The sequence below is a fragment of the Paenibacillus oenotherae genome, from assembly GCF_019443105.1.
Classification (GTDB): Bacteria; Bacillota; Bacilli; order Paenibacillales; family Paenibacillaceae; genus Paenibacillus_Z; species Paenibacillus_Z oenotherae.
The window spans coordinates 300,735-325,335 of the sequence record NZ_JAHZIJ010000001.1 but is presented as its reverse complement, the minus strand read 5'-3'; the positions used below and the strand labels follow the sequence as shown (position 1 = coordinate 325,335).

General features: G+C 52.0%; 21 protein-coding genes. All 21 read left to right on the top strand.

The annotated features are described in order from the left end of the window. The first annotated feature begins 109 nt into the window (after positions 1-109). The 21 genes from panB to K0T92_RS01360 all read left to right on the top strand — a co-directional run bounded on the left by panB (position 110) and on the right by K0T92_RS01360 (position 24,600). Positions 110-1,030, top strand: a complete 921-nt coding sequence (gene panB, locus K0T92_RS01460; protein ID WP_219870640.1) for a 3-methyl-2-oxobutanoate hydroxymethyltransferase — start codon at positions 110-112, stop codon at positions 1,028-1,030. Next, positions 1,027-1,917 carry a pantoate--beta-alanine ligase gene (panC, locus tag K0T92_RS01455; protein WP_219870639.1) on the top strand — a complete coding sequence of 297 codons (891 nt, stop codon included), beginning with the start codon at positions 1,027-1,029 and terminating at the stop codon, positions 1,915-1,917. The genes panB and panC overlap by 4 nt, the downstream gene beginning before the upstream one ends. Next, positions 1,910-2,293 (top strand): aspartate 1-decarboxylase, encoded by a 384-nt coding sequence (gene panD, locus K0T92_RS01450; RefSeq protein ID WP_219870638.1) that lies wholly within the window; start codon positions 1,910-1,912, stop codon positions 2,291-2,293. Before panC ends, panD begins: the two co-directional genes overlap by 8 nt. A 131-nt stretch (positions 2,294-2,424) precedes the next feature. Next, the gene (locus K0T92_RS01445; protein WP_219870637.1) at positions 2,425-3,177 is read left to right on the top strand and encodes a tetratricopeptide repeat protein; all 753 of its coding nucleotides are present in this window, start codon (positions 2,425-2,427) and stop codon (positions 3,175-3,177) included. 26 nt (positions 3,178-3,203) lie between these two features. Further along, entirely contained in the window at positions 3,204-6,086 is a 2,883-nt protein-coding gene (gene dinG, locus K0T92_RS01440) for an ATP-dependent DNA helicase DinG (RefSeq protein ID WP_219870636.1), read from the top strand. Next, on the top strand, positions 6,083-6,739 hold the full coding sequence (locus K0T92_RS01435) for a redox-sensing transcriptional repressor Rex (RefSeq protein ID WP_219870635.1): 657 nt from the start codon (positions 6,083-6,085) through the stop codon (positions 6,737-6,739). The genes dinG and K0T92_RS01435 overlap by 4 nt, the downstream gene beginning before the upstream one ends. Beyond that, entirely contained in the window at positions 6,720-8,021 is a 1,302-nt protein-coding gene (locus K0T92_RS01430; RefSeq protein WP_219870634.1) for an amidohydrolase, read from the top strand. The genes K0T92_RS01435 and K0T92_RS01430 overlap by 20 nt, the downstream gene beginning before the upstream one ends. After that, positions 8,021-8,545 carry a cell wall elongation regulator TseB-like domain-containing protein gene (locus K0T92_RS01425; RefSeq protein ID WP_219870633.1) on the top strand — a complete coding sequence of 175 codons (525 nt, stop codon included), beginning with the start codon at positions 8,021-8,023 and terminating at the stop codon, positions 8,543-8,545. The genes K0T92_RS01430 and K0T92_RS01425 overlap by 1 nt, the downstream gene beginning before the upstream one ends. Positions 8,546-9,434: 889 nt before the next feature. Then, positions 9,435-9,971, top strand: coding sequence for a hypothetical protein (locus tag K0T92_RS01420; protein ID WP_219870632.1), 537 nt, complete (start codon positions 9,435-9,437; stop codon positions 9,969-9,971). Further along, the gene (locus K0T92_RS01415; RefSeq protein WP_219870631.1) at positions 9,964-11,478 is read left to right on the top strand and encodes an AAA family ATPase; all 1,515 of its coding nucleotides are present in this window, start codon (positions 9,964-9,966) and stop codon (positions 11,476-11,478) included. The genes K0T92_RS01420 and K0T92_RS01415 overlap by 8 nt, the downstream gene beginning before the upstream one ends. Positions 11,479-11,602: 124 nt before the next feature. Further along, positions 11,603-12,475, top strand: coding sequence for a 3-hydroxyacyl-CoA dehydrogenase family protein (locus K0T92_RS01410; protein WP_219870630.1), 873 nt, complete (start codon positions 11,603-11,605; stop codon positions 12,473-12,475). Beyond that, positions 12,472-13,677: an acetate/propionate family kinase gene (locus tag K0T92_RS01405; protein ID WP_219870629.1), complete on the top strand. Its 1,206-nt coding sequence runs from the start codon at positions 12,472-12,474 to the stop codon at positions 13,675-13,677. Before K0T92_RS01410 ends, K0T92_RS01405 begins: the two co-directional genes overlap by 4 nt. A gap of 22 nt (positions 13,678-13,699) precedes the next feature. Then, complete coding sequence (asnS, locus tag K0T92_RS01400; protein WP_219870628.1) at positions 13,700-14,995, top strand: asparagine--tRNA ligase; 1,296 nt, start codon at positions 13,700-13,702, stop codon at positions 14,993-14,995. A gap of 31 nt (positions 14,996-15,026) precedes the next feature. Then, the gene (locus K0T92_RS01395) at positions 15,027-15,710 is read left to right on the top strand and encodes a DnaD domain-containing protein (protein WP_219870627.1); all 684 of its coding nucleotides are present in this window, start codon (positions 15,027-15,029) and stop codon (positions 15,708-15,710) included. Between the two features lie 140 nt (positions 15,711-15,850). Further along, the gene (locus tag K0T92_RS01390; RefSeq protein ID WP_343223609.1) at positions 15,851-17,446 is read left to right on the top strand and encodes a spore germination protein; all 1,596 of its coding nucleotides are present in this window, start codon (positions 15,851-15,853) and stop codon (positions 17,444-17,446) included. Between the two features lie 14 nt (positions 17,447-17,460). Beyond that, entirely contained in the window at positions 17,461-18,675 is a 1,215-nt protein-coding gene (locus tag K0T92_RS01385; protein WP_219870625.1) for a Ger(x)C family spore germination protein, read from the top strand. A 16-nt stretch (positions 18,676-18,691) separates the two neighbouring features. Continuing rightward, complete coding sequence (locus K0T92_RS01380) at positions 18,692-19,807, top strand: GerAB/ArcD/ProY family transporter (protein ID WP_219870624.1); 1,116 nt, start codon at positions 18,692-18,694, stop codon at positions 19,805-19,807. 81 nt (positions 19,808-19,888) lie between these two features. Then, positions 19,889-20,323 (top strand): hypothetical protein, encoded by a 435-nt coding sequence (locus K0T92_RS01375; RefSeq protein ID WP_219870623.1) that lies wholly within the window; start codon positions 19,889-19,891, stop codon positions 20,321-20,323. Positions 20,324-20,505: 182 nt separating this feature from the next. Further along, complete coding sequence (locus K0T92_RS01370) at positions 20,506-20,913, top strand: hypothetical protein (RefSeq protein WP_219870622.1); 408 nt, start codon at positions 20,506-20,508, stop codon at positions 20,911-20,913. Positions 20,914-21,187: 274 nt separating this feature from the next. Further along, a complete protein-coding gene (locus tag K0T92_RS01365) occupies positions 21,188-22,345 on the top strand; it encodes a glycosyltransferase family 2 protein (RefSeq protein WP_246627786.1) in 1,158 nt (385 codons plus the stop codon). Then, positions 22,342-24,600: a methyltransferase domain-containing protein gene (locus K0T92_RS01360; protein WP_219870620.1), complete on the top strand. Its 2,259-nt coding sequence runs from the start codon at positions 22,342-22,344 to the stop codon at positions 24,598-24,600. The genes K0T92_RS01365 and K0T92_RS01360 overlap by 4 nt, the downstream gene beginning before the upstream one ends. Position 24,601: the final 1 nt, after the last annotated feature.

Genomic DNA, 24,601 nt, shown 5'->3' with positions numbered 1-24,601 from the left:
GGAAACTCGCAATTAAAGTGACGTTCCTTTTAGTATTGGGACCTTTTTAGCGGAGGCTAGAAGGTTTTTTTGCGTTTTAAGCTAAATCCAATCTAAGGAGGACGGAGCAATGAAACAACCGTTGACTATTACGAAGATGAAAAAAATGAAGCAGAGCGGCGAGCCAATTTCAGTGCTGACCGCATACGATTATCCATCCGCCAAGCTGGCAGAGGAGGCCGGCGTTGACGTCATTCTTGTCGGCGACTCGCTTGGCAATGTTGTGCTTGGCTATGATACGACAATACCTGTAACTTTGGATGATATGGTTTATCATACACGGGCGGTTGCCCGCGGTGCGACAAGCACCTTTATTGTAGCAGACCTGCCCTTTATGACCTATCGGCTCGGCATTGAAACAACATTGCGCAATGCGGCCCGGCTCATGCAGGAAGGCCATGCCCATGCGGTGAAGCTGGAGGGCGGAGCCGACATTGCAGACGAGGTGGCCGCATGTGTGCGGGCAGGCATACCGGTGCTCGGGCATATTGGCCTCACTCCCCAGTCCGTGCATCAGCTCGGCGGGTACAGGGTGCAGGGCAAGCTGGAGAGAGAAGCGAAGCAACTGATTGAAGATGCCAAGGCGCTGGAAGCGGCGGGGGCATTCGGCATCGTGCTGGAGCTTGTAGCAGAGCCGCTTGCGGAATATATTTCTTCCGTGCTGACCATCCCGACTATCGGAATCGGGGCAGGCCGCGGGTGTGATGGACAGGTGCTTGTTTATCACGATATTTTGCAATATACGCATGATTACAAGGAAAAGCGCATGGTGAAAACGTATGCGGATATCGGAACGACAATCCGGGGCGCGATTGGCGCCTATGTTGCGGATGTGAAATCGAGAGCTTTCCCCGCTGAGGAGCATGTGTTTCCAATGAACCAAGAGGTCATTCAAGGCTTGTACGGCGGAAGCGGGAACAAGGCGGCCGATGCGGCTGAACAGCAGAGCTCGCCTGGCTTGATTGACAGGAAGGAGAGTGACACCCGATGATCGTCTGTACAACGATACAAGAAGCGAGAGAAGTGCTGGCGAAGCAGCGCCTTCAAGCTCCTCAAGAGCAGATCGGCTTCGTGCCGACGATGGGCTACCTGCATGAGGGTCATGCCAGTCTGATGCAGCGCGCCAAGGCAGAATGCGGTTATGCTGTGCTGTCGATATTCGTCAACCCGCTGCAGTTTGGTCCCAATGAGGATTTTGACCGGTACCCGCGCAGCGCAGAGAATGATATCGCATTGGCTGAGGCCAATGGCATCGATCTTCTGTTCATGCCGACAGTGTCCGAGATGTATCCTGTGAAGCCGCTGACCAGAGTGGTCATTGATTCGGTAACGGATCGTTTGTGCGGAGCGTCGAGGCCGGGACATTTTGACGGCGTAGGAATCGTTGTGAGCAAATTGTTTCATATTATTGAGCCCCACCGGGCATTCTTCGGAATGAAGGATGCGCAGCAGGTTGCCGTTATTCAGCGGATGGTCGATGACCTCAATATTCCGGTTGCAATTGTGCCATGCGATACTGTGCGTGAAGCCGACGGTCTGGCTATGAGCTCGCGCAATGTGTATCTGAGCGAGGAGGAGCGCAGACAAGCTGTCGTCTTGTCACAGACGCTGCGCTCAGCCGAGAGCTGGGTGATGGAGCCGGGGATGACGGCTGCGAAGCTCGAAGGGCAAATCCGGGATGCGATAACGAGTGCTCCGCTTGCGGAAATTGATTATGCCGAGCTGCTGTCTTATCCGGACTTGTCGCCGCTGGAAGCGGGGGTCCAATTGTCAGACTGCCGCTCCACGCTAATCGTGGCTCTGGCAGTGAAGTTCGGACGGACACGTCTGATCGATAATCGACTAATTTTACCTCGTGGAGGTGTTCAGCATGTTTAGAACAATGATGAAATCCAAGATTCACCGGGCAACCGTAACGGAAGCGAACTTGAACTATGTAGGCAGCATAACCATTGATGAGGATCTGATGGAGCTGGCTGATCTCTGGGCCAACGAGAAGGTTCAGATCGTGAATAACAATAATGGCGCGCGGTTAGAAACTTATGTCATTACAGGGCCGCGCGGTTCCGGCGTGATTTGTCTCAATGGAGCAGCTGCGCGCTTGGTTCAGCCCGGCGATAATGTTATTATTATCTCCTACGGACTTATGACGGAAGAGGAAGCTCGCTCGTATAAGCCCAAGGTTGTTATTATGGATGCAAACAATCGTCCGGTTGATACCTTGTCGGAAGAAATTCACGCCACCATTCTATAAATGCCAAGGGGCAAGTCTTATTCCAGACTTGTGTAACGTCTGGGACAGAGTATGAAACAGGTCGTCCCAGCAAAGAATGAGCATAACAAATTCACTACATTACAACGTGGCGTGAAGGTGGGATGCGGGCGATGATAAAGCATGTATTCGCGACAATGAACGAAATGCTTGATGACATTATGATTCATTATTCCAATGCCAATGCCGAGCAAAAGGAACAGTTGACGCAACAACTCGCCGTATTGAAGCAGTTCAGCGATGCGTTTATCGAGGAGTGGCTTCAATTCGAGGAAAAGATGGCTGATTTTCGCGATATGCAGCATCCTCTGGGGGAGGCGGGCCACTCCGGGGAAGGGCAAGTGGAAGCAGGTACCAAGCCTGGGGTTCTGTATCCGGCCGCACCTGCTGCCACGGGCCTGGCCTCTCTGGAGGCTGCCGCTGACTTCGGCAGCGCAGCTTCTGAATGCTCAGCTTATACGGATGAGCAGCGGGAGCTGGCTATGGTCAAGGGACAAGGCTATTTCAAGCTGTTCATGTTTCGTGATGCTGCCCAATATTTTCGCGAGGCGGTCAAGTACGCACCGGAAGACAATTTGGCCAGAATGTTTCTGGCTATGACTTGCATGCATTTGCAGGAATGGCATGAGGCGCAGCGCCACTTTCAGCTGTTGGTTGAACTTACCGACCACCCTAGATGGCGGGCGCTTGGATATAACGCACTTGGCTGTATTCAAGCGGTTCGAATGAATTTGGAGCAGGCCGAGCATTATTTTTTGAAAGCACATGAGACAGACCCGGATTTTACGGAGCCGCTCTCCAATTTGCAATCGTGTCAGCAGCACGAAGGGCAACTATCGTTATTTTTTGGGAGTGGACAGCTTTAGTAACAAATGCGAGAGGATCGAACCGGATGAATTACGCAGTACTGGATTTGGAGACGACCGGTCATGGAGCCGGCGATGAAATTATACAGGTCGGACTCGTACTGCTCGATGAAACGATGCAAGTCATCCGGACTTATCATACATTCGTAAAGCCGACAATACCGATACCGCCATTTATTACACAGTTAACTGGAATAGATGAGTCCATGGTTGAGGATGCGCCGGTTATTGAAGATGTGCTGTTGGAGCTTATTCCATTGCTGGACGATGCCGTGCTGGTCGCCCATAATGTCGGCTTCGATGCCGGGTTTCTCAGCTCAGCGCTCGATCGATGCGGCTATATGCCGTTCGCCGGGCGCCGGCTGGATACCATCGATCTGCTGCGCATCTTGTTCCCCACACTAACCTCTTATCAGCTCGGGGCTGTGACGGAGCAGTTCGGCATCCTGCATGAACAGCAGCACAGAGCGGATAGCGACGCTATGGCGACTGCCGAATTGCTCGTCGAGTGCTTCAACAAGCTTCAGCAGCTGCCGCTTCTGACGCTCCAGCGGCTGGCTCAGCTGCTCGGTGACGATATCGATGATCTGGGCTGGTTTATCGGAGGCATTGCGCTGCAAAAGGAAACAGCATCCGCTATCGATCCGAACGCTTACGTGTATTTTCGCCAATTCGCTATGAAAGCAGGCGATTGGACAGATGAAGAGCCGCCAAGAAGCGAGGTCGGCCAGGCTGAAGCGGTAAGTGATTGGACTTTCCAGAGCTATATGGCGCATATTAAGGATGGCATTCGCTCTATCATACCCGGCTATGAGGAACGCGAGCCGCAGAATATGATGTTTCAGGAAGTACTTGAGGCACTGGAGCAGAACCGCCATCTATTGATTGAGGCCGGCACGGGAACCGGGAAGTCATTAGGCTATCTCATTCCGGCACTCTATTATGGTGTCCAACATAATAAGAAGATAGTCGTCAGTACCCACACAATCAATCTTCAAGAGCAGCTTAGACAACGTGATCTTCCTCTGCTTCATTCCGTTCTTCCTTATCCCTACAAGGCTGCGATCTTCAAAGGGCGCGGCAATTATTTATGTTTGCGCAAGTTCGAAGGCAGAGTCCATGCAAGGGATTTCACCTCTCCGGTCGAGGACCGGATCACAGCCTCGCAAATGATTGTATGGCTTAGTGAGACGGAGCATGGCGACCAGGAAGAGCTTAATTTCGGCAATAAAGGAGCCGATTTCTGGGGTACAGTGGCAAGCGATGCGGATTCCTGCCTCAACCGCAGCTGTCCCTGGTTCAAACGGTGCTATTATCATAGAGCAAAGCAAGAGGCGAACATCGCGGATGTTGTCATTACGAACCACTCCATGCTGTTCACCGATATTCGTGCAGACCACCGCCTGCTTCCTAGCTATGAGCATCTCATCGTCGATGAGGCGCATCATCTGGAGGAGGTTGCAGGCAAGCATCTCGGTACGCAATTATCCTATTATTCCATCCCTCATCCTGTCATTCGATTGTGCAAGGATGCCCGCAACGGCCAGCTTATTGTTCTCAAGGCAAGACTAGCCAATGAGGATACTGATAAATCGGACAAATGGAGAGAGATCATTGATGAAATTGTGCCGATCTTCGGCGAGCTTCGCGATGATTGGGACCGATTATTCGAAATGCTGTATGCGCTTGGCGGTACGGCTGGCAGCGGCTCCGGGGAATCGGGCGGCGAAGGAGGACAATTCGTGCTGCGCCTGCGCAGCGGCAAACTGCCCCACCATTGGGAGGATGCGCAGCTTGTGGAGGAAAGGGTACATGGGGAGCTTAGCGGGATTATTCGTCCGCTGGACAAGCTTTTCTCCGAGATTAAGGAGCATGTCGATGATCCAGGCATCGTGGCGCTTGTAACTGATCTGAGCGGAACGGTCAAGGATATGGCCAGAGCAAGAGATGAAATCCGCCAGTTCATGAAAGCGGACAAAACAGAGCTTGTTTATTGGCTGGAAGCGAACAGTGTCTCAAGGGCCAAATCGGTTCATCTCTTCGCTGTGCCGGCCGATGTCAGCCCGCAGCTCCGCACTTATTTTTTCGAGACGAAAAAAAGCGTCGTTATGACCTCTGCGACGTTATCGGTGCAGAAGTCATTCCAGTATGCCTGCGAGCAGCTGGGTTTGCTGGAGGATGAGGCCAACGGGCGTCTGAAGACGGTTCAGCTCCCTTCGCCATTCAATTACCGCGATCAAGCGCTCGTCTGTATTCCGCGCAATTTCCCTGTATTGAAGGGAGCGGCGGGAGATCCGTTATTCAATGAAATGCTTGTGGAATCACTTGCACAGGCGGCCATTGAGACCAAGGGCCGGATGCTCGTCCTGTTCACCTCTTACCGAATGCTGAAGCAGGTGTATGAACCGCTCAAGGAGCTGCTTGCACCAAGCGGCATTCAGCTTCTGGGTCAAGGGATCGACAGCGGGAACCGCAGCAAGCTGACGAGGCGATTCCAGCAGCAGGCAGCTTCTGTGCTGCTTGGAACGAGCAGCTTCTGGGAAGGCGTCGATATTCCCGGCGAGGCGCTCACTTGTCTGGCGATCGTAAGGCTGCCGTTCCAGCCGCCGAATCACCCGCTTGTCGAGGCGAAGTCGGAGATGCTGCAGGAGCAGAAGCAGAATCCTTTTATGAAGCTGTCGATCCCGCAAGCTGTTATCCGTTTCAAGCAGGGCTTCGGCCGTCTCGTGAGGACAGGCAAGGATCGTGGAATCGTACTGATTTACGATACACGCGTTATCGATTCGTACTACGGCAAATATTTTCTATATTCGCTGCCAGGTCCCAAAATTGAGCATATGCATCTAGAGCAGATCGTACCGCGGATCAGAGAATGGTTATCGGATGGCGAAGGGAGTGCGGAGTCATGAAAGCGTTGAAAATTTCCGAGGCCGTCGTACGAAGGCTTCCGGTTTATTTGCAAGTGTTGAATGATTTGCGTAAACGGGATGTGCAGACCGTATCGTCGCAGGAGCTTGGGAACAAGCTGGATTTGAATCCGGCGCAAATTCGCAAGGATCTTGCTTATTTCGGTGATTTTGGCCGCAAGGGGATCGGATATGATGTCTCCTATCTGATTGAGAAGATCAGACAAATTCTGAAGCTCGATCAGCCGCTCTTCGTTGCCCTTGTGGGAGCAGGCAATTTGGGACGCGCGCTCAGTAATTATAGTACGTATCTCAAGGATAATATGAAAATAACGGCGATCTTCGACGCGCATCCGAGCATCGTCGGAACACAGATCAACAGCCTGACTGTTCTGCCGATCGAAGCGCTCAAGGCTACCGTTGCAGAGCTGAATATCCGCGTCGGAATTATAACGGTTCCGGCAGCGGAAGCGCAAAACGTAGCAGACCGGTTCGTGGAGGCAGGAATCGAGGGCATTCTGAATTTCGCGCCGACTATTCTTCGTGTGCCGGATGAAATTCGAATTCATCATGCTGATTTTACAACGGAATTACTCAGCTTGGCTTATTATTTGGACAAAGAAGGGGACGAATTGAATGAACCGTCTATGGATTGAGAATGGAACTTTCGTAACGATGGACGAGAGCCGGCCAGTAGTAAAGGGGCATATGGTCATTGAACAGGGACAAATTACGTATATCGGCGAGCAGGCGCCTGGGCCGCTTGCGGAGGGTGCGGAGCGTGTAGACGGCAAAGGTCTTGTATTCATGCCAGGCCTCATCAACACACATGGCCATGCGGCGATGTCGCTGCTTCGCGGCTATTCGGACGATCAATCCCTGCAATTGTGGCTGGAAGAGAAGATGTGGCCGATGGAAGCGAAGTTCACGGATGATGACGTTCGCTGGGGAACATCGCTTGCTGTTGCCGAAATGCTCAAATCAGGCACGACAACGTTCGTCGACATGTATGACCGGATGCACATTGTAGCCGAGGTTGTAGAGCAATCAGGCATAAGAGGACTGCTTACCCGTGGCGTTATCGGATTGTGTCCGCCTGAGGTGCAGGATGCCAAGCTGGCGGAAGCCAAGCAATTTGTAACGGATTGGAACGGCAAGGCTGATGGGCGCATAACGACCATGCTCTCCCCGCACGCTCCATATACATGCCCGCCTGATTATATTGCCCGCATTGTAGAGGCTGCACATGAGCTGAACGTTCCGCTTCATACTCATATGTCCGAATCTGCAGCCGAGGTGCAGCAGAACGTGAATGATTACGGCTGCCGTCCTGTTGAGCATCTGGATAAGCTCGGCTTCTTCTCCCGTCCGGCGCTGCTGGCTCATGCGGTGCATCTGACCGATGATGAGATTGCTCTGCTTGCAGAGCGCGGGGCTGCCATATCGCACAACCCTGCTAGCAATCTGAAGCTGGCCAGCGGTGTGGCGCGTGTGCCGGAGCTGTTGAAGGCCGGTGTTACTGTATCTTTAGGGACAGATAGCGCAGCAAGCAATAATAATTTGGATCTTTTCGATGAAATTCGGCTGGCTGCTCTCATACATAAGGGTGTGTCTGGCGATCCAACCGCAGTTCCTGCATGGGAAGCGTTGAAGCTTGCTACGGTCGGCGGCGCGCGTGCGATCTGGAGAGAGGAGCAATACGGGATGCTGAAGGAAGGCATGAAGGCGGATTTTATCGCCATTGACGCTGAACAGCCGCATTTCTATCCGCAGACTGAAATTGTATCCCATCTTGTCTATTCCGGCTCCGGGCGTGATGTGAAGCATGTATGGATCGACGGTCGCCAAGTGGTGAAGAATGGTGTATGTCTATTGCTGGATGAAGAGAAGGTGCTGGCAGAGTCACAGCGCTGCTTCGAAAGGCTGCTGAATCATTAATGCGCGCCAAAAGTCGCAAACGCGAATCCAGGATGACACCGCTCAAATGGACGCTGCTGGCTGCTGCTGCCATACTCATATTACTGATCGCTGCCAACGGCTATTACCGGTATGTGCAATCCCCTTCATGGGAAGAGGAGCGTGCCGCTGAGAAGCAAGCGAGGGAAACAGCGGGCTTTACCGAAACGATTGATTCGCATAAGTTCGTATGGGATGAGACGGTATGGGTTGTCGAAGGCAAGGATAAGGATGGCGACGAGGCATATGCATGGCTGAGAGAAGGCAGCGAGCCGATTGTACTCAAAGCCAGGGAGGGCTTGACCGAAGAAGCTATGGAGGAGCGGTTCCTGCAATCCAGGCCGGACGCTGATCTGGAGCGGCTGACGCTCGGCAGTCTCAACGGCGAACCAGTCTGGGAAGCTTTCTACTACAGGAAGCTGGATGGTAAAGGGAACTACTACTATGATTTCTATCGTTTCGGCGATGGCAGTGCAGTGACGACGTATACGCTGCCCTCACAATAAAATGAATGAACAGGCTACGCAGGGGAATGATCTGAAGAGCGCTCGCGCTTCTTCATAATCATTCCCCTCGCTTCGTTCTATTGTTCATTTTTCTCGTTAACGCCGTGCTTGAAATTTAGAATCTGTAAGCAGAGCGGCGGCGAGCATTCCTGCGAACAGGCATGCTTTTACTTGTTTCAGCGTGCAGAAGAGCGAATGCCTGTCAAAGCGCAGGCATTTCGTCATGTTTCCCCGATAGCAGCCCAATCCGCCATATATTCCTCCTAATCGCAGGCATTCTGTCCTTACGGGCTACTTTTAGCGGGAATTCCTGCTCTTACGCAGGCTTCCACTAACTCCTCTAACTGGAGCTGTTGCCAGCAGTCGCTGGTGCACGTTTGAAGCCTAGTTGACAGGAAGCTCGCCGTCGGCGGCGAACATTCCTGCGAACAGGCATGCTTTTACTTGTTTCAGCGTGCTGAAGACCGAATGCCTGCCAAAGCGCAGGCATTTCATCATATTGTCCCGATAGCAGCCCAATCCGCCATATATTCCTGCCTAATCGCAGGCATTCTGCCCTCACGGGCTACTTTTAGCGGGAATTCCTGCTCTTACGCAGGCTTCCACTAACTCCTCTTACTTCACTCACTCCACTCACTCCATTCACTCTAACTCACTCCACTCACTCTAACTCACTCTAACTCACTGGAGCTATTGCCAGCAGTTGCTGGTGCACGTTTGAAGCCTAGTTGACGGGAAGCTCGCCGGCGGCGGCAGTTTGCTCCAAGGCTCCCTTTTATTACACGCCCTTTGGTGCAGGAAGGTGTGATATACTTTCGTGTAGAGAGATTGATATATCGATTGTATATATACTAACTGACACTAACTGAGATAAGGGGGGCTATTTGCCGTGAAAATACGAGTATTACCTGCTGTTCTTACTGCTGTGTTGTCGGCTGGCTTGCTTGTCGGAGGCTGGTATACGTATAGAAATGTGGCGACACTGGGCCCGCTTGAAAGCATTGTGGCAGATATGCCGGGCGTGTCATCGGCTGCTCCCGTGATTGGCCGGGATTCCGTCACGATGGAAATTACGCTGGATCGGGATGCCAATGTGAAGGATATATACGAGACTATCGCACGGGAAGGCGAATCCGTCATTGGCGGCAAGGAGCTTAAGTTTGACATTCAAGAGGATGGCAAGCAGCAGGAGCTTGACAAGGTTTGGTCAACCGTCCTGTTTGATATAGCGGAAGCGATGGAGAATCGCCATTACACAGCGATTCCGGCTGCTATGAGCCGGTTGGAGAAGCAATTCAGCGGAATAGAAGCCTCATCCGAGATTGATGAAGTGAACGTCTACATTACACTGAAAAACGGCGAAACGGCGAAGCACATCGTGCTGCCGAGAACGTCCGAGAAGCTGGGGGTGTGGCCGAATGCGTAGTTATACAAAAGAGATTGCGATCGGCTTTGTGCCGGTCTTCATTTTATTCCTGCAGTTTGTAGTCGGGGTCAATACATTGCCGCTGGTGTTTATGGCGGGTGTGGTTGGCGGCCTGCTGTACGTGGCAAAAACACGCGGCACCTTCGCTACAATGGGCGGAGGACAGAAGACGAAGGCCCGTCCTGCAGTTCCGCTTTCCTTCGATGAGATCGGCGGTCAGGATCGTGCCAAGCAGGAACTGATCGAAGCGCTCGATTTTCTCGTGCATGAGGAGCAAATCTCGAAGTTCGGTATTCGTCCGTTGAAGGGAATCCTGTTAACCGGTCCTCCGGGAACAGGCAAGACGCTGCTGGCGAAGGCTGCCTCCGCCTACACAGATTCGATCTATATTGCCGCTTCGGGCTCGGAATTCGTGGAGATGTATGTTGGTGTTGGCGCAAGCCGAATTCGTGACATGTTCAAGGATGCGCGTCAAAAAGCGGCTAAGGCGGGTAAAAACAGCGCTGTTATCTTCATCGATGAGATTGATGTCATCGGCGGCAAGCGGGATGGCGGACAGCAGCGGGAATACGATCAGACACTGAACCAACTGCTCACAGAGCTGGATGGCATTCATACTTCGGATTCTCCGCGCATTCTGTTGATCGGCGCCACGAACCGCAAGGAAATGCTGGATAGCGCGCTGCTTCGTCCCGGACGGTTCGACCGCCATATCGGGGTGGATTTGCCGGACAGGAAGGGCCGTGCTCATATATTGCGTATTCATGCCCGGAACAAACCGCTTCACAATGACGTAAGTGTGGACAAAATCGCTGAGGAGTCGTTCGGCTTCTCAGGCGCGCAATTGGAGAGCGTGATGAATGAATCAGCTATCTATGCGATGCGTGAGAAGAGCGAGTCGATCATGCAGCATCATTTCTCCATGGCGATCGACAAGGTGATGATGGGCGAGAAGACGGATCGGGAATCGACGAAGGAGGAGCGGGAGCGTGTTGCGCTTCATGAGCTTGGGCACGCCATCATAGCCGAAATTGTCAGACCGGGCAGCGTATCACAGGTAGCGCTGTCGCCGCGTGGTCAAGCGCTCGGCTATGTCCGTCACAATCCGCAGCAGGATCGTTACTTGTACACGCAGGAGTTTCTGGAAGGTCAGATTATGATCGCTCTCGGAGGGGCGGCTGCGGAGGAGCAATTCTATGGCGACCGCAGTACGGGATCACGAGGTGATTTCGATCAGGCGATCAATATTGTCCGCACGATGGTGGAATCAGGCTTGACTGAGCTCGGCATCGTCAATGAATCCATGATGACGCCAGACAAATGGGCTGGTGTAAACAACAGCATCCTGGAGGAGCTGATGGGGCGCGTCAAGCAGCTGCTGCAGGAAAGAAGAGCAGTGTTTATGCAATCACTGGATGTGCTTACAGCAGAAGAAACGTTAAGCGGCCACCAATTCCGTGATTTGCTTCAATCCGGCAGCCATTCCAGTCAGGAGAATTATGCATAAGTTACAATTTGAAGGCGGACGGTGGTCCGTCTTCTTTTTTGTTATAAAAAAGGTATAATAAGAACGATGGCGTACGGGAGAAAAAGGGAACATACTTCGCTGGAACAGATGGGGGAATGACGGGATGACAGTTCGCAGTGTAGGCGTAATCGGCGTTGGCACAATGGGGCAGGGAATAGCAGAGCTGCTTGCGTTCAACGGTCTTGATGTATTCGTAATCGAACAGAATGACGAGAAATTGTCAGCTTCAATGGCAATGATAGAGCAAAGCCTGGATAAACAAATCGAGAAATGGGCGCTTACACTGGCGGAGAAGAAGCTGGTCATGAATCGGATTCATCCGGTGAAGCGGCTGTCCGCCTTCTCGGAATGCCAGCTCGTTATCGAAACCATAACAGAGGATATTGACAGCAAAAGAGAGATCTTCGAGCAGTTGGACCGCATATGTGATTCAAGCATTATTCTGGCCAGCAATACGTCTACACTCAGCATGACGGAACTCGCAAGCGTCACGGCTAATCCGGAGCGTGTCATCGGCATGCATTTTGTCTACCCGGTAATGAAGACAGGCCTTGTAGAGCTTGTTCGCGGCCTCAAAACATCGGAAGAAACTTTCGTGAAGACAAAGCATTTTGTCGAGAACATTATACATAAGAAGGGCGTCATGGTTTTCGAATCTCCGGGATTCGTCACGACGCGCTTGATCTGTTTACTCATAAATGAAGCCCTCCATGTGCTGGAGGAAGGCGTCGCAACAGCGGAAGACATCGATACTGCCATGCGAATCGGCTATTCCTTCCAGAACGGGCCGTTCGAAATGGCGGATCGCTTCGGGCTGGATGCCGTACTTGCCGCGCTTGAGCGAATGTTCCGCGAGTATGGCGAGCTGAAGTACAGACCGTCCATTGTGCTGAAAAAAATGGTGCGTGCCGGCCATTTGGGCGCGAAGAGCGGCATCGGATTTTTCAAATACGATAAGGATGGGGATCGTATATGATCATACTTGTCATTAATGCCGGCAGCTCGTCGCTGAAATACCAGCTCTACAATATGAACGGGGAGTCGGTTATTGCGAACGGCCGGGTTGAGCGGATCGGGATGGATTCGTCAATCGTCATTCATGAACCGACGGGCAAGCAGGAAGTGAGCCTCGTGCGGGAAATTCTCGATCATAATACGGCAGTGAAGCGCGTCATTGATCTGCTTATGCATCCTGAACACGGCGTTCTGGGCTCTATCGATGAGATTAAGGCGGTGGGACATCGCGTTGTTCACGGCGGAGAAATTTTCAAGCAGTCAACGATCGTAACGGACGAGGTTAAGCTGGAGATCCGCAAGCTGTTCGATTTGGCGCCGCTGCATAATCCGCCGGCTCTGATGGGCATTGCCGCTGTGGAAGCGAATATGGGCGATGTGAAGCAGGTCGTTGTGTTCGATACAGCCTTTCATCAATCGATGCCCCAGGAGACGTTCCTGTATCCGATACCGATGGTGCTTTACCGCCGCCACAAAATTCGCCGTTACGGCTTTCACGGCACTTCGCACAACTATGTCAGCCGCAAGGCGGCAAAGGTGCTTAACAAGCCGCTGGAATCACTCAAAATGGTATCCTGCCATATCGGAAACGGTGCAAGCTGCACAGCCATCCTGAATGGCAAGTCTTATGACACAAGCATGGGTCTGACGCCGCTGGAAGGCTTGATGATGGGAACGAGGAGCGGGGATCTTGACCCGGCGATTGTACCCTTTACGATGAACAAGGAGGAGCTGACGCTCAATGAGGTCAACTCCATGCTGAACAAGCATAGCGGCATGCTCGCGATCAGCGGCATTAGCAGTGATATGCGCGAAATTACAGAAGCGATGCAGGAGGGCGACAAGCAGGCGAAGCTTGCTTTCGACATGTATACGTATCGGCTGCGTAAATATATAGGAGCCTATGCTGCTGCAATGAACGGCATTGATGTGCTTGTGTTCACGGCAGGAGTGGGCGAGAATTCCGTCGTTCTGCGCAAGACGGTCTGTGATGGGCTGACCTTCCTCGGTATTGAGCTTGATGAGGAGCGCAACGGGGAGAGATCGAAGGAAGCAAGAGTGATATCGTCTGCTGAATCACGCGTTACTGTTATGGTTGTGCCGACGAATGAGGAACTGCTCATTGCGAGGGACACCTATACATTGGTGCGGGAACAAGTCTAAGTTAGAAAAGGTGGGGTTCGCGATGAAGGACTTGACTATAATCGGGCAAGTGAACAGGCATGCGGAGCAATCCGTGTGGATCGGGTGCTGGCTGCACGGCAAGCGTTCAAGCGGCAAAATTCAATTCCTGCAGCTTCGGGATGGAACCGGCTACATTCAAGGCGTTGTCGTGAAAAGCGAGGTGTCCGAGTCAACCTGGGAAGCGGCGCAAAAGCTGACGCAGGAGAGTTCGCTCTATGTTCGCGGAACGGTGCGGGAGGAGCCGCGCAGTCCATCCGGCTACGAGCTGACCGTCCATGAGGTGGAAATTATTCAGCTCACGCAGGAATATCCGATAACGCCCAAGGAGCATGGCGTTGACTTCTTGATGGATCGCCGGCATTTATGGCTGCGGGCTCCGAAGCAGCGGGCTATACTGGTCATTCGTGCAGAGATCATTCGGACGATCAGAGCTTTCTTCGATGAGAGGAACTTTACGCTGGTTGATCCGCCGATTCTTACGCCTTCTTCCTGTGAAGGAACGACGAACCTGTTCCATACCAAATATTTTGACGAGGATGCTTATTTGACACAGAGCGGCCAATTGTATATGGAAGCTGCGGCGATGGCTCTGGGAAGAGTCTATTCCTTCGGTCCGACCTTCCGTGCGGAGAAGTCGAAGACACGCCGTCACCTGATCGAATTCTGGATGATTGAGCCCGAGATGGCGTTTGTCGATCATCAGGAGAGCCTGCTTGTTCAGGAGCAGCTGATCACTTCGATCGTCCACAATGTGCTTGTGAACTGCAGCAAGGAGCTGGAGACGATCGGCAGGGATGTCGCCAAGCTGGCCAATATCGCCGCTCCGTTCCCGCGCATCTCGTATGACGAAGCGATAAGGATGCTGCAGGAGCAAGGATTTGAAATTCAGTGGGGCGAGGATTTCGGAGCTCCGCATGAGACAGCGATAGCAGAGAAATATGATCGTCCGGTATTTATTACACATTATCCGGCAGCTATTAAGGCATTCTACATGAAGCCGGATCCGAACAGGCCTGAAGTGGTGCTTTGTGCAGATATGATCGCTCCGGAAGGCTATGGCGAAATTATCGGCGGCTCCCAGAGGATCGATGATCCGGAGCTACTCGCACAGCGATTCTCGGAGCATGAGCTGTCCGAGGAAGCCTATCAATGGTATCTCGACCTGCGCAGATACGGGAGCGTTCCGCATTCCGGCTTCGGATTAGGCTTGGAGCGTACGGTAGCCTGGCTATGCGGTCTGGATCATGTTCGCGAGACCATTCCTTTCCCGAGGATGCTGTATCGTCTGTACCCGTAGCTGTCAGGCAAGCAGGAGGGCAAGTACAATTATGAAAACAGAGATGTGGAAGGCATATGCCCGCGGTATGGCGGCAGCAATGAACAGCGGAAGTGTTGTTGTTCCTGCAGGTCTGCTTCGCGCTTATCGCGGGATTGGCTTATCGGATACAGACATGCTGCTGTTCGTCCAGCTTATGCTGTTCCGGCAGCTGGAGCAGGTGGAATTCCCGACGCCGGAGCAGCTTGCGGAGCGAATGGGCTTGACGGCCAAGGCGGTTGGACAACTGCTCGGCCGTCTGATGAAGGAGGAGCTGCTTGCAATCGACGAGGAATTCGATGCCAGATCCGGTGTTCAATCCGAGCGCTACAACTGGAATGGGTTGATCATTCGCAGTGCGGAATGGCTGGCGGAAGAGGCGCGAACCTCGATGCAGCCGGAGCGTGAGCAGCGGCCGGCGGAGACGAAAGCAGCCGATCTGTTCACCGTGTTCGAGCAGGAATTCGGGCGGCTGTTGTCGCCTATTGAATGTGAGACGATCAGTGCATGGATGGACCAGGACAAGTATGGGGAAGAACTGATTCGTTTTGCATTGAAGGAATCGGTGTTCGCAGGCAAGCTGCACTTCCGGTACATCGACCGAATTCTGATAGAGTGGAGCCGCAATCGGGTAACGAATGCGGACGAAGCAAGAGCTTATACGAATAAATTTCGCGGCGGCAGAGGATCCTCATGATCCGATGCCGCCGCTTTGCTTTCCCCAGAATACATAATTAATAGCCCCTCCAGCTATACTACACATGATGAACGATTTGGAATGAACGAACAGGCCGCTGTGCCGGGGAATGCTCTTCGCCCATGAGGAAGGTGGAACCAGTGGCATTATTATCAGGCCGGAATACGAACACTTCCACTCCCCCCATTCATGACTCATCGCATGGTTCAAAGAAAAGCTCTGCTGCTACGCCTCTAAGCAGGAAGACAGGTGACAACGCCGCTTCAATAAGCAGCAGGCTTGGCGACAGTCTGGATGTCGTATCCCGAACGATCGGCGGCAATAGTCCGGAAGCGGCCGCTGTTGTCATTGTATATATCGGCAGCTTGATCGATCAGCAAATGATCCATGATAATGTCATACAGCCTGTTATGATTGCCCTGCATGCGAACAAGGAACAGAGCTCTGGACTGAAAATGCTGGAGCTGCTATCCAGGAATATCATTGCGACAGGATCAATGATGGCGATCAAGACGGAGGAAGAGGCGCTGGAAGCGCTGCTTAACGGCTTCTGCGTTATATTCGTTGACGGCATAGAGGAAGCGCTGATTACTGTAACTGCCGGAGGTGAGCAGCGGTCAGTTAATGTGCCGATCACCCAGACGGTCATTCGCGGTCCCCAGCATGGTTTCACGGAGGATATCTATACCAATTTGGGACTGATTCGGCGCATCATCAGATCACCTGACCTTCGACTCACAGGAAAACGCATTGGGAGAAGAACACAGACCAACGTATTCGTTGCATATATCGATGGAATAGCGCAGCAGAGCGTTGTGGATGAGGTTCAGCGCAGATTGGATGCCATTGATATTGACGGCATAATCGAGAGCAGCTACATAGAAGAATTCATACAGGATCGAACCTTCACCCCTTTCCCTACAGTCATGAATAATGAACGGCCCGATGTTGTGGCAGCATCCCTGCTTGAAGGACAAGTGGCGATCATTGTTGATGGTACGCCATTTGTGCTGATTGCTCCGGTTACATTTTTTAAGTTTTTTCAATCTGCCGAGGATTATTATCAACGCTTTGACATTGCCAGCTTCTTGAGATTGCTTAGACATATTACATTCTTCGCCTCCATGCTGCTTCCGGCATTATATATAGCGGTTACCACCTACCATCAGGAGATGCTGCCAACTACGCTGCTTATCAGCTTGGCTGCGCAGCGGGAAGGGATTCCGTTCCCGGCGCTCCTGGAAGCATTCCTGATGGAGATCACATTCGAGGTGCTGAGGGAAGCCGGTGTGCGAATGCCGCGAGCGATTGGTCCCGCAATCTCCATTGTCGGAGCGCTTGTACTCGGACAAGCTGCCGTTCAAGCCGGTCTTGTATCGCCTGCGATGGTCATCGTCGTCGCCTTCACCGCTATCTCCAACTTCGTTACACCGCATATCAACATCGCGATCGCGGCGCGGCTCATTCGCTTCTCGCTCATGTTATGCGCGGGATTGCTCGGTTTCTTTGGCATAATGACTGGCATTATCGTTCTATTGACTCATCTGGCTGGCTTGCAGTCATTCGGCGTTCCCTATATGACGCCTATTGCGCCATTTATCAAGAGCAGCTGGAAGGATATCCTTATTCGTGCTCCGAGATGGGCAATGAAATCTCGTCCTGAGGTGCTGGGTGGCGGCAAGCGGAAGGCGAATGCATCGATGCCAGACTGGCAGCGGCAGAAAAAGCCTGAATGAACGGAGGCGCGAGTATGCGTAAGCGATGGGTGCAGATCGTTCTGGCTATTGCCATCCTGATTGTACAGAGCGGCTGCTGGAATCGAGTTGAATTGAATGAGCTAAGTATAATATCCGCAACCGGGATTGATATCGATGACAAAGGGAGATGGCGGCTTTCATTTCAACTTGTAATCCCGCAGGCGATCTCCAGTACAACAGGCGTTTCTACCAATGCAGCTCCTGTCTATGTATTCTCAACAGAGGATGAAAGCATGCGCGGCGCAGTCCGCAAATCCAGTCTGGAGCTGTCGCGAAAGCTGTATTTCTCCCACAATCAGATGGTTGTTATTAGCGAAAAGGCGGCACGCTACGGTATCGGTACGTTGATGGAAGCTTATATGCGCAATGCCGATGCGAGAGAGACGGTGGCCGTCTTTCTTACTCGGGAGAGCGCCCGCAATACGCTGGAGCAGCTCGTATCGATGGAGAAAATTCCTGGCGCGGCCATCCAGCATATGATACAGAATGAGGCGGCCAATGGAGGGAGCTTCCCGCAGACATCGGTCTTTCGAGTACAGCAGGAGCTGCTCGGAGGCACGCATGCCACAGGGATTCCGAGCCTTATGCTGGCGGGCAAGGGAAGTTCCTTTGATTCGCTTAATCTGATGCAGAAAACACATTCGGATATTAAGATCAAGCTTGGCAGACTAGGCATTATTAAGGGAGACAAGCTTGTTGGATGGCTCGATGCGGAGGAGAGCATGGGAGCGATGTGGCTTGCCAATCGGATCCAAAGAACAGTACTTCCCTTCCCGTGCGCGCCTTCAAGAAAGAAGGATTCCTCGCTCCGAATCATTGATACGGATACACATGTCAAGCCAGTGCGCAAAGGAAACCGCTTTGTGATGGATGTTCACACCAAGGTAAGCGGCACCTTATATGAATACAGCTGTGATGATGATATGACCAAGCCCGCAACGATTGTCAAAGTCCAGCAGGCCATCGCAGAAGAAGTGAAGCGAGTTATGCAGACAGGCTGGAAATCACTGCAGCGGCAGCAAGCGGACATTGTCGGCTTCGGCGGGGCGGTTCATGAGAAGTTCCCTAAGCAGTGGCGGTCGCTTGCTGCTAACTGGAATGAACAGCTGGATCAGGTAGAGGTCAATTACGATGTGAAAGTAAGTGTGGAGCAGACGGGGATGAGCAGCAATTCTTTTCATTCCAAGCAAGACAAGCAGGGAGGATAAGAGTGGGGGTGAACCTTTGGACAAGCTCAGCAAATACCAGATTGTTGTCATGATCATTATGTTTGAGCTTGGCAGCACGCCCCTGTTCCAGCTTGGTGTCAAGGCAAAGCAGGATTCATGGCTTGCCATGACGCTTGCCGCTTGTGCGGGGCTGCTGCTCCTGTGGATCTACCTGCGTATCCAGAACCGGTTCCCTGAGATGGGGCTTGCCGACCTGCTTCGCGTACATTTTGGCAAATTATTGGGCACCTTTACAGGGGTGCTGTTCGGCATCTATTTCACTTATGAAGCATCGCGAAATGCGCGTGACTTCAGTGAACTAACGGTGATGACCATTCTGCAGCAGACACCGCAATGGGTGATTATTTTTACGGCTGCATTGATCTCGCTGTATGGTGTATACAAAGGACCTGCGGTCTTTTTTCGGGTTGTGGAGATGCTGTTTCCTGTCGTTATTGTGAGCTATGGCATCATCGTCTTCCTTCTGTTTGTCGCGCGGCTGCCGAATTTTCACAAACTTCTGCCGATGCTTGAGAATGGCATAGGGCCAGTCGCCCACGCTGCATTTCCAGATATTCTCTCCTTCCCATTCGGCCAAATGATAGTGTTCCTGATGTTCTGGCACCGATTGGCGCCAGGCAAGAACCTGGGAAGGACGGCGGCAATGGGCTACATGATCGTAGCCATTCTGCTTATTCTAATGAATGCATTATCCATGGCTGTCCTCGGACCTGACATCTCCGCCTTGTCTTCACTCCCGCTGCTGGAGGTTGTACAGCTCATTCAAATCGCTAATATTCTCGAACGGCTCGATGTGTTTGTTACCGTACTGCTCTACATTGGATTGTATGTGAAAATGACCTTATTCTACATGGCGGCGGTTATGATGATGAAGAATCTGTTCAAGGGCTCGCATGTTGCATGGTCAACGATTGTGGTGCTGATCATATGCGGGCTCTCGTTCCTGGAGCCGAATAATACGGTTCGTCTATGGATCGGACTGACTGTAATGGTGAAGCTGTATACACTCTTCCAAATTGCAGTGCCAATTCTAGTGCTTGTCGTCGGTGCAGCCAGAGGTCTTGGAACGAAGGGAGCGCCTCCTAATGCAGAGCCAGTTGGTGAAAAATGAGCATTTAACTAAGAAGTTGTCCAATCCGCCGGATGGTAGAATTCATATCCTATAGTATCTTGATAATAGGAGGTGATTCGAATGGGTACTTTCTTGGATATGAGAAGTTCCATGAACTCCAATACTTCCGGCGCCCCGGGGGTAAGCCTCTCCTTAACTCCGGCTTTGTTCGGCGTCATCGGTCTGCAGACGAAAAACGTTGCCAACCCGATCGTGACACTTGCAGGAACTGTAGGCATTAGCGGCGGTTTGATCGGCAATACGTTCACGATCCAGATCGTGCGCGGCAGCACAACCTTTGTTCCAGCCAATGTCATCTACACAGCTCAAATGGCGATTGCGCTAAGTGTTGCTAACTCTTCTGACATCTATTCCTTCAATGCACAGGATCTGCTGGCTCCGGCAGCCGCAGAAACAATCTACTCCGCATTTATTACAGGCGGCCCGCTGGCTGTACTGACTGGTACACGCAATGGTCCGGAAGTGTTCTACGGAGTTGCTTCCAACTCAGTTTAATACAGTTCTGGAAAAGCTATGCGATTCATTGCTGCATAGCTTTTTTTTTGTTATGGGGTCTTGCAGGTTACAATAAAACTATCACTATTGATCTGTAGGCTGCGAGCAATATACATGTAAAATACATAATTAAAAATACTTCGCAGATATTAAAAAATAACACATTTCAAGGAGGAGTACTTATGATAAGGAAAATCAACCTAATTATAATTTTACTTGTATGTTCATTGCCGTTTAGCGCAAAAGCCAGTCCAGAAAAAGAATTATTAATAGAAAATGCAATATTGATGAATATCCATCACGAGGCAAGTTCTGCGCTTGGAAAAAAACTTAACGCAGAAATTGTACAATATGATTGCAGTAAAATTACCGATATCGAGCTAATTAGGTTGCCATCAGGAAGTAATTATTTATCAGATGGACATGCTTTCAAACTTACAGTGCAAATGCGTGCTAAAGTAATCAATGAATGGAAGTTAGTAACCATGACACTAGAAAATGATAACCCGCAAGGAGTTTTTATTTCTAAAAATATTCAAATTAGCGTCATCCCGAAACATTATAACTGCGGGAAGAAACTGTATCCCTAGAGGCGTTGTAATAATGACACCGGATTCTGTTCTTGTGTTCAGCGGCAATGAGGATTGTTATGTTATGACCAAGATAGTTTGGTGAAAAAAGATCGCCTCACCCGGCAGTAATAGCCAGGTGGCGGCGATCTTTTTACGTGCCGTCAGAGCTGAGTAGGGCGCTAATTTTGGGGACTGATGATGATTTTTTGTTATTCTGCCGGGCATAGTGTCCAATCGTCTCGGGTCATAATGTCATACGCTAATCACACATGTCTTACATTCGGGAAGGAGAATGCCTGTGATTACGGTCAGCTTATGCATGATCGTCAGGGATGAAGAGGAGGTACTCGCCCGCTGTCTAGATTCGGTTGCGGATCTGGTCGATGAGATCGTAATTGTAGATACAGGCTCCGTGGATCGGACAAAAGAAATCGCATCGGCATATAACGCACGTATCATTGATTTTGAGTGGGTAGAGGATTTCGCGGCGGCGCGGAATTTCTCGTTCGCACAGGCTACCCAATCCTACATTATGTGGCTTGATGCAGATGATGTCCTGCAGGAGAAGGATCGAGAGAAATTCCTCAAGCTGAAGGCATCACTTCCACAGGAGGTGGATTCCGTCGTTATGGAATACCATCTGACCTTTGATATGGCAGGCAATGCGGCCGCCGGTTCACGCCGGAATCGGCTTGTAAAGCGGAGCAGGGGGTACCGCTGGCATAATCCGATACACGAGTATTTGGAGGTATCCGAAGGGAATGTCATGCTTACGGATATCGCTGTATCTCACAAGCGGGTAGGAGATCATTCCGACCGCAACATGCGAATATTCAAGAAGCAGATCGCGGATGGCAGGGAGCTGCAGGGACGGGATCTGTATTATTTTGCGAATGAGCTCGTGGATCAGAAGCAATATGCGGAGGCTGTGCAGAGCTATACCCGGTTTTTGCAGGGGCCGGTTGAATATTCCGAGGATCATATGCTTGCTTGCAGCAAGCTGGCTGAGTGCTATCATCATCTGGGCCAAAAGGATAAAAAGCTCGAAAGCTTGCTCATGGCATTCAAATATGAAGCACCGCGAGCAGACTTCTGCTGTTCGATTGCTTTCTGCTTCGAAGAGCTTGAGGCGTGGCATCTTGCCATTCATTGGTACAATATGGCGCTCGGACTGGAAAAGCCGGCCTTCAGCATGGGACTTCTTAATTTGGTGTGCTGGACATGGCTTCCGCATGTGCAGCTCTGCATTTGCTATGCCAAAGCAGGCCAGCTGCAACAGGCTTATGAGCATAACGAGAAGGCGCTCCGCCATTTGCCCGATGATGCCAACCTGAGAGACAACAAGCGAAGGTTGGAGGAGATATTGCAAATTCAACAGGCAGGTGGGCAGCTGCAAGAGGGAGAGCCTGAGCAAATGCCGGAGCAAGAGCAGGATGGCGGTAACCAATGATAACGAGCATTATTCTGGTGACTTACAACAAGCTGGAGTATACACAGCTCTGCATAGAGAGCATCCGTCGCTATACGGCGGCTGGAAGCTACGAGATCATCGTAATTGATAACGGGTCGACAGATGGAACGCCCCTATGGCTGGAGGAACAGCCGGACGTTATTTGCCAGCTTAACAGCCGGAATGAAGGATTTCCAAAAGCATGCAATCAGGGGATCGCGCTTGCCAGCGGCGAGGGAATTATGCTGCTCAACAATGATACGGTCGTAACACCCCGGTGGCTGGAGGGACTGCTGCGCGGCCTTCATAGCGATCCGAAGGTGGGTGCGGTCGGGCCGGTGACGAACTATGCCTCGTATATGACACAAATTCCGACTAACTATGAAACACTGGAAGAGATGGAGCAGTTCGCGGATCGGCATAATGTCCATGATTCTGCCAAATGGGAGGAGCGCCTGAAGCTGATCGGCTATTGCCTTCTCATGAAGCGGGAGGCTTGCGAGGCTGTAGGGCTGTTCGATGAACGGTTCGGGATCGGCAACTATGAGGACGATGATTACTCCCTTCGGCTGCTTCTGAAGGGCTACAAGCTGCTGCTGTGCGGCGATACATTCATCCATCATTTTGGCAGCATATCTTTCGGTGCGGATCAGAAGAAGTTCCAAGCAATTGTGACAGACAATCACGTTCATTTTGTGCAAAAATGGGGCTTCGAGCCGGGCAGCGCCATGAACGTGCGACTGGATTTGCTCTCCGTGGTTGAGCAAGAACTGCCGGATTACAAGCGCGGCCAGCCTATTGCGGTATTGGAGATTGGCTGCGGCTGCGGCGGCACGCTGCTCAAGCTAAAGCGAGATCACCCGGATTCGACGCTATATGGACTGGAGCGTGATCCGCAAGCTTCACGGATCGCTCAGGCGGCGGGCGTGGCAATTGTGGGCCAAGGCACTGCCAAGGATGCCTTGGGAACAGCGCGCTGGGGGATCGAGGCAGGCTCGCTTGATGCCATCATTATCGGCAATGCGCATGAGTTTGCCTCACAGAGCGGCGGCATGAAGGGGCTTGCAGCTCTATTGAAGCCAGAAGGCTGGCTGCTCTGTTCCTTCGCGAACCGGCTCTGCTTCCGGTTTGTGAAACAGTTTATGTCCCCTTCAGAACATTTGGAGACGAGCATGCTGTATACCTCAGATCAAGTGAAGGGACTGATGAGCAAGGCCGGACTGGATGTCCTCAAGCTTGCTTACGCAGCGGATTCGCTGACTTCAGAGGATGAACGATTCATTAAAGGGCTGGCGGATTTGATGGGACAATCACTATCAGAGCAGTTCACGGCTGTTTATTTCATCAGTCTGGCCAGGCTGCCTGCTGCGGAGATTGCGGAAACTACGAATGCTGTTATTCCAGTGGGAATTCCCGATATGGCCTGCCAAGCGGATGGGGAAGATGGGGATATAGCAGGCACAGGGAATGACGCAGTTGCAGCCGATATCCGCCCTTCCAAGGAGCAGAACGATATCCGGTTTACCGGTGAACGGCTTGTTGTAAGCAGAGAGGTGAAGGAGCAGTGCCGCGAGGTATATGAGGAGCATATGCTTCGCTACGAGCTGGCGGGCAAGCTGGCAGCTGGCTTGCAGGTGCTGGATGCGGCCTGCGGCACAGGTTATGGAACCGGCATGCTGAAAGCGGCTGGAGCTGTGCATGTAACCGGCATTGACATCGATGAGCAGTCCGTCGAACGGGCGAAGCTGGATTACGGCGGCGACGGAATTTCTTTTGTTGCGGGAGATGTGCTGAAGCTGCCTTTTGACAATGGTGCATTCGATGCTGTCGTATCTTTTGAGACGATTGAGCATGTGAGCGAGGGAAGAGCCTGGATTCGTGAATCGGCCCGCGTTCTTAGGGAAGGCGGACGATTTATTGTTTCCACACCGAATCGCGCGCTTACGAACGCGGCGAACTACTATGAAGAACAGCCCTTCAATCCGCATCATCGCTTCGAATACCGGACAGAGGAATTGGTCGGCGAGCTGCTGCAGTTCTATGACATCGAGGCGCTGTATGGACAGAATGTCTATGACGACTCGCAATTCGCGGCGATGCGCTGGCTGCGGGCGGCTAACCAGCTGCCCGAGGATCGCGAGGAAGCGCACCGGGTACAGAGCCGGGGGCATGCGCTCGTACCGCTGTCCGAGCTCAAAAGCGGGGAGCCGATGTATGTGCTGGCGGTTTGCCGGAAGAAGAGAGCGGGGGGATGAG

Excerpts from the sequence above, each read along its gene's own strand:
- K0T92_RS01410 (WP_219870630.1), top strand. The coding sequence starts at position 11,603 with ATGACAGTTCGCAGTGTAGGCGTAATCGGCGTTGGCACAATGGGGCAG.
- K0T92_RS01425 (WP_219870633.1), top strand. The coding sequence starts at position 8,021 with ATGCGCGCCAAAAGTCGCAAACGCGAATCCAGGATGACACCGCTCAAA.
- panB (WP_219870640.1), top strand. The coding sequence starts at position 110 with ATGAAACAACCGTTGACTATTACGAAGATGAAAAAAATGAAGCAGAGC.
- K0T92_RS01430 (WP_219870634.1), top strand. The coding sequence starts at position 6,720 with ATGAACCGTCTATGGATTGAGAATGGAACTTTCGTAACGATGGACGAG.
- asnS (WP_219870628.1), top strand. The coding sequence starts at position 13,700 with ATGAAGGACTTGACTATAATCGGGCAAGTGAACAGGCATGCGGAGCAA.
- panC (WP_219870639.1), top strand. The coding sequence starts at position 1,027 with ATGATCGTCTGTACAACGATACAAGAAGCGAGAGAAGTGCTGGCGAAG.
- panD (WP_219870638.1), top strand. The coding sequence starts at position 1,910 with ATGTTTAGAACAATGATGAAATCCAAGATTCACCGGGCAACCGTAACG.
- K0T92_RS01395 (WP_219870627.1), top strand. The coding sequence starts at position 15,027 with ATGAAAACAGAGATGTGGAAGGCATATGCCCGCGGTATGGCGGCAGCA.
- K0T92_RS01435 (WP_219870635.1), top strand. The coding sequence starts at position 6,083 with ATGAAAGCGTTGAAAATTTCCGAGGCCGTCGTACGAAGGCTTCCGGTT.
- K0T92_RS01445 (WP_219870637.1), top strand. The coding sequence starts at position 2,425 with ATGATAAAGCATGTATTCGCGACAATGAACGAAATGCTTGATGACATT.
- K0T92_RS01415 (WP_219870631.1), top strand. The coding sequence starts at position 9,964 with ATGCGTAGTTATACAAAAGAGATTGCGATCGGCTTTGTGCCGGTCTTC.
- K0T92_RS01370 (WP_219870622.1), top strand. The coding sequence starts at position 20,506 with ATGATAAGGAAAATCAACCTAATTATAATTTTACTTGTATGTTCATTG.
- K0T92_RS01405 (WP_219870629.1), top strand. The coding sequence starts at position 12,472 with ATGATCATACTTGTCATTAATGCCGGCAGCTCGTCGCTGAAATACCAG.
- K0T92_RS01385 (WP_219870625.1), top strand. The coding sequence starts at position 17,461 with ATGCGTAAGCGATGGGTGCAGATCGTTCTGGCTATTGCCATCCTGATT.
- K0T92_RS01375 (WP_219870623.1), top strand. The coding sequence starts at position 19,889 with ATGGGTACTTTCTTGGATATGAGAAGTTCCATGAACTCCAATACTTCC.
- dinG (WP_219870636.1), top strand. The coding sequence starts at position 3,204 with ATGAATTACGCAGTACTGGATTTGGAGACGACCGGTCATGGAGCCGGC.
- K0T92_RS01365 (WP_246627786.1), top strand. The coding sequence starts at position 21,188 with ATGCCTGTGATTACGGTCAGCTTATGCATGATCGTCAGGGATGAAGAG.
- K0T92_RS01360 (WP_219870620.1), top strand. The coding sequence starts at position 22,342 with ATGATAACGAGCATTATTCTGGTGACTTACAACAAGCTGGAGTATACA.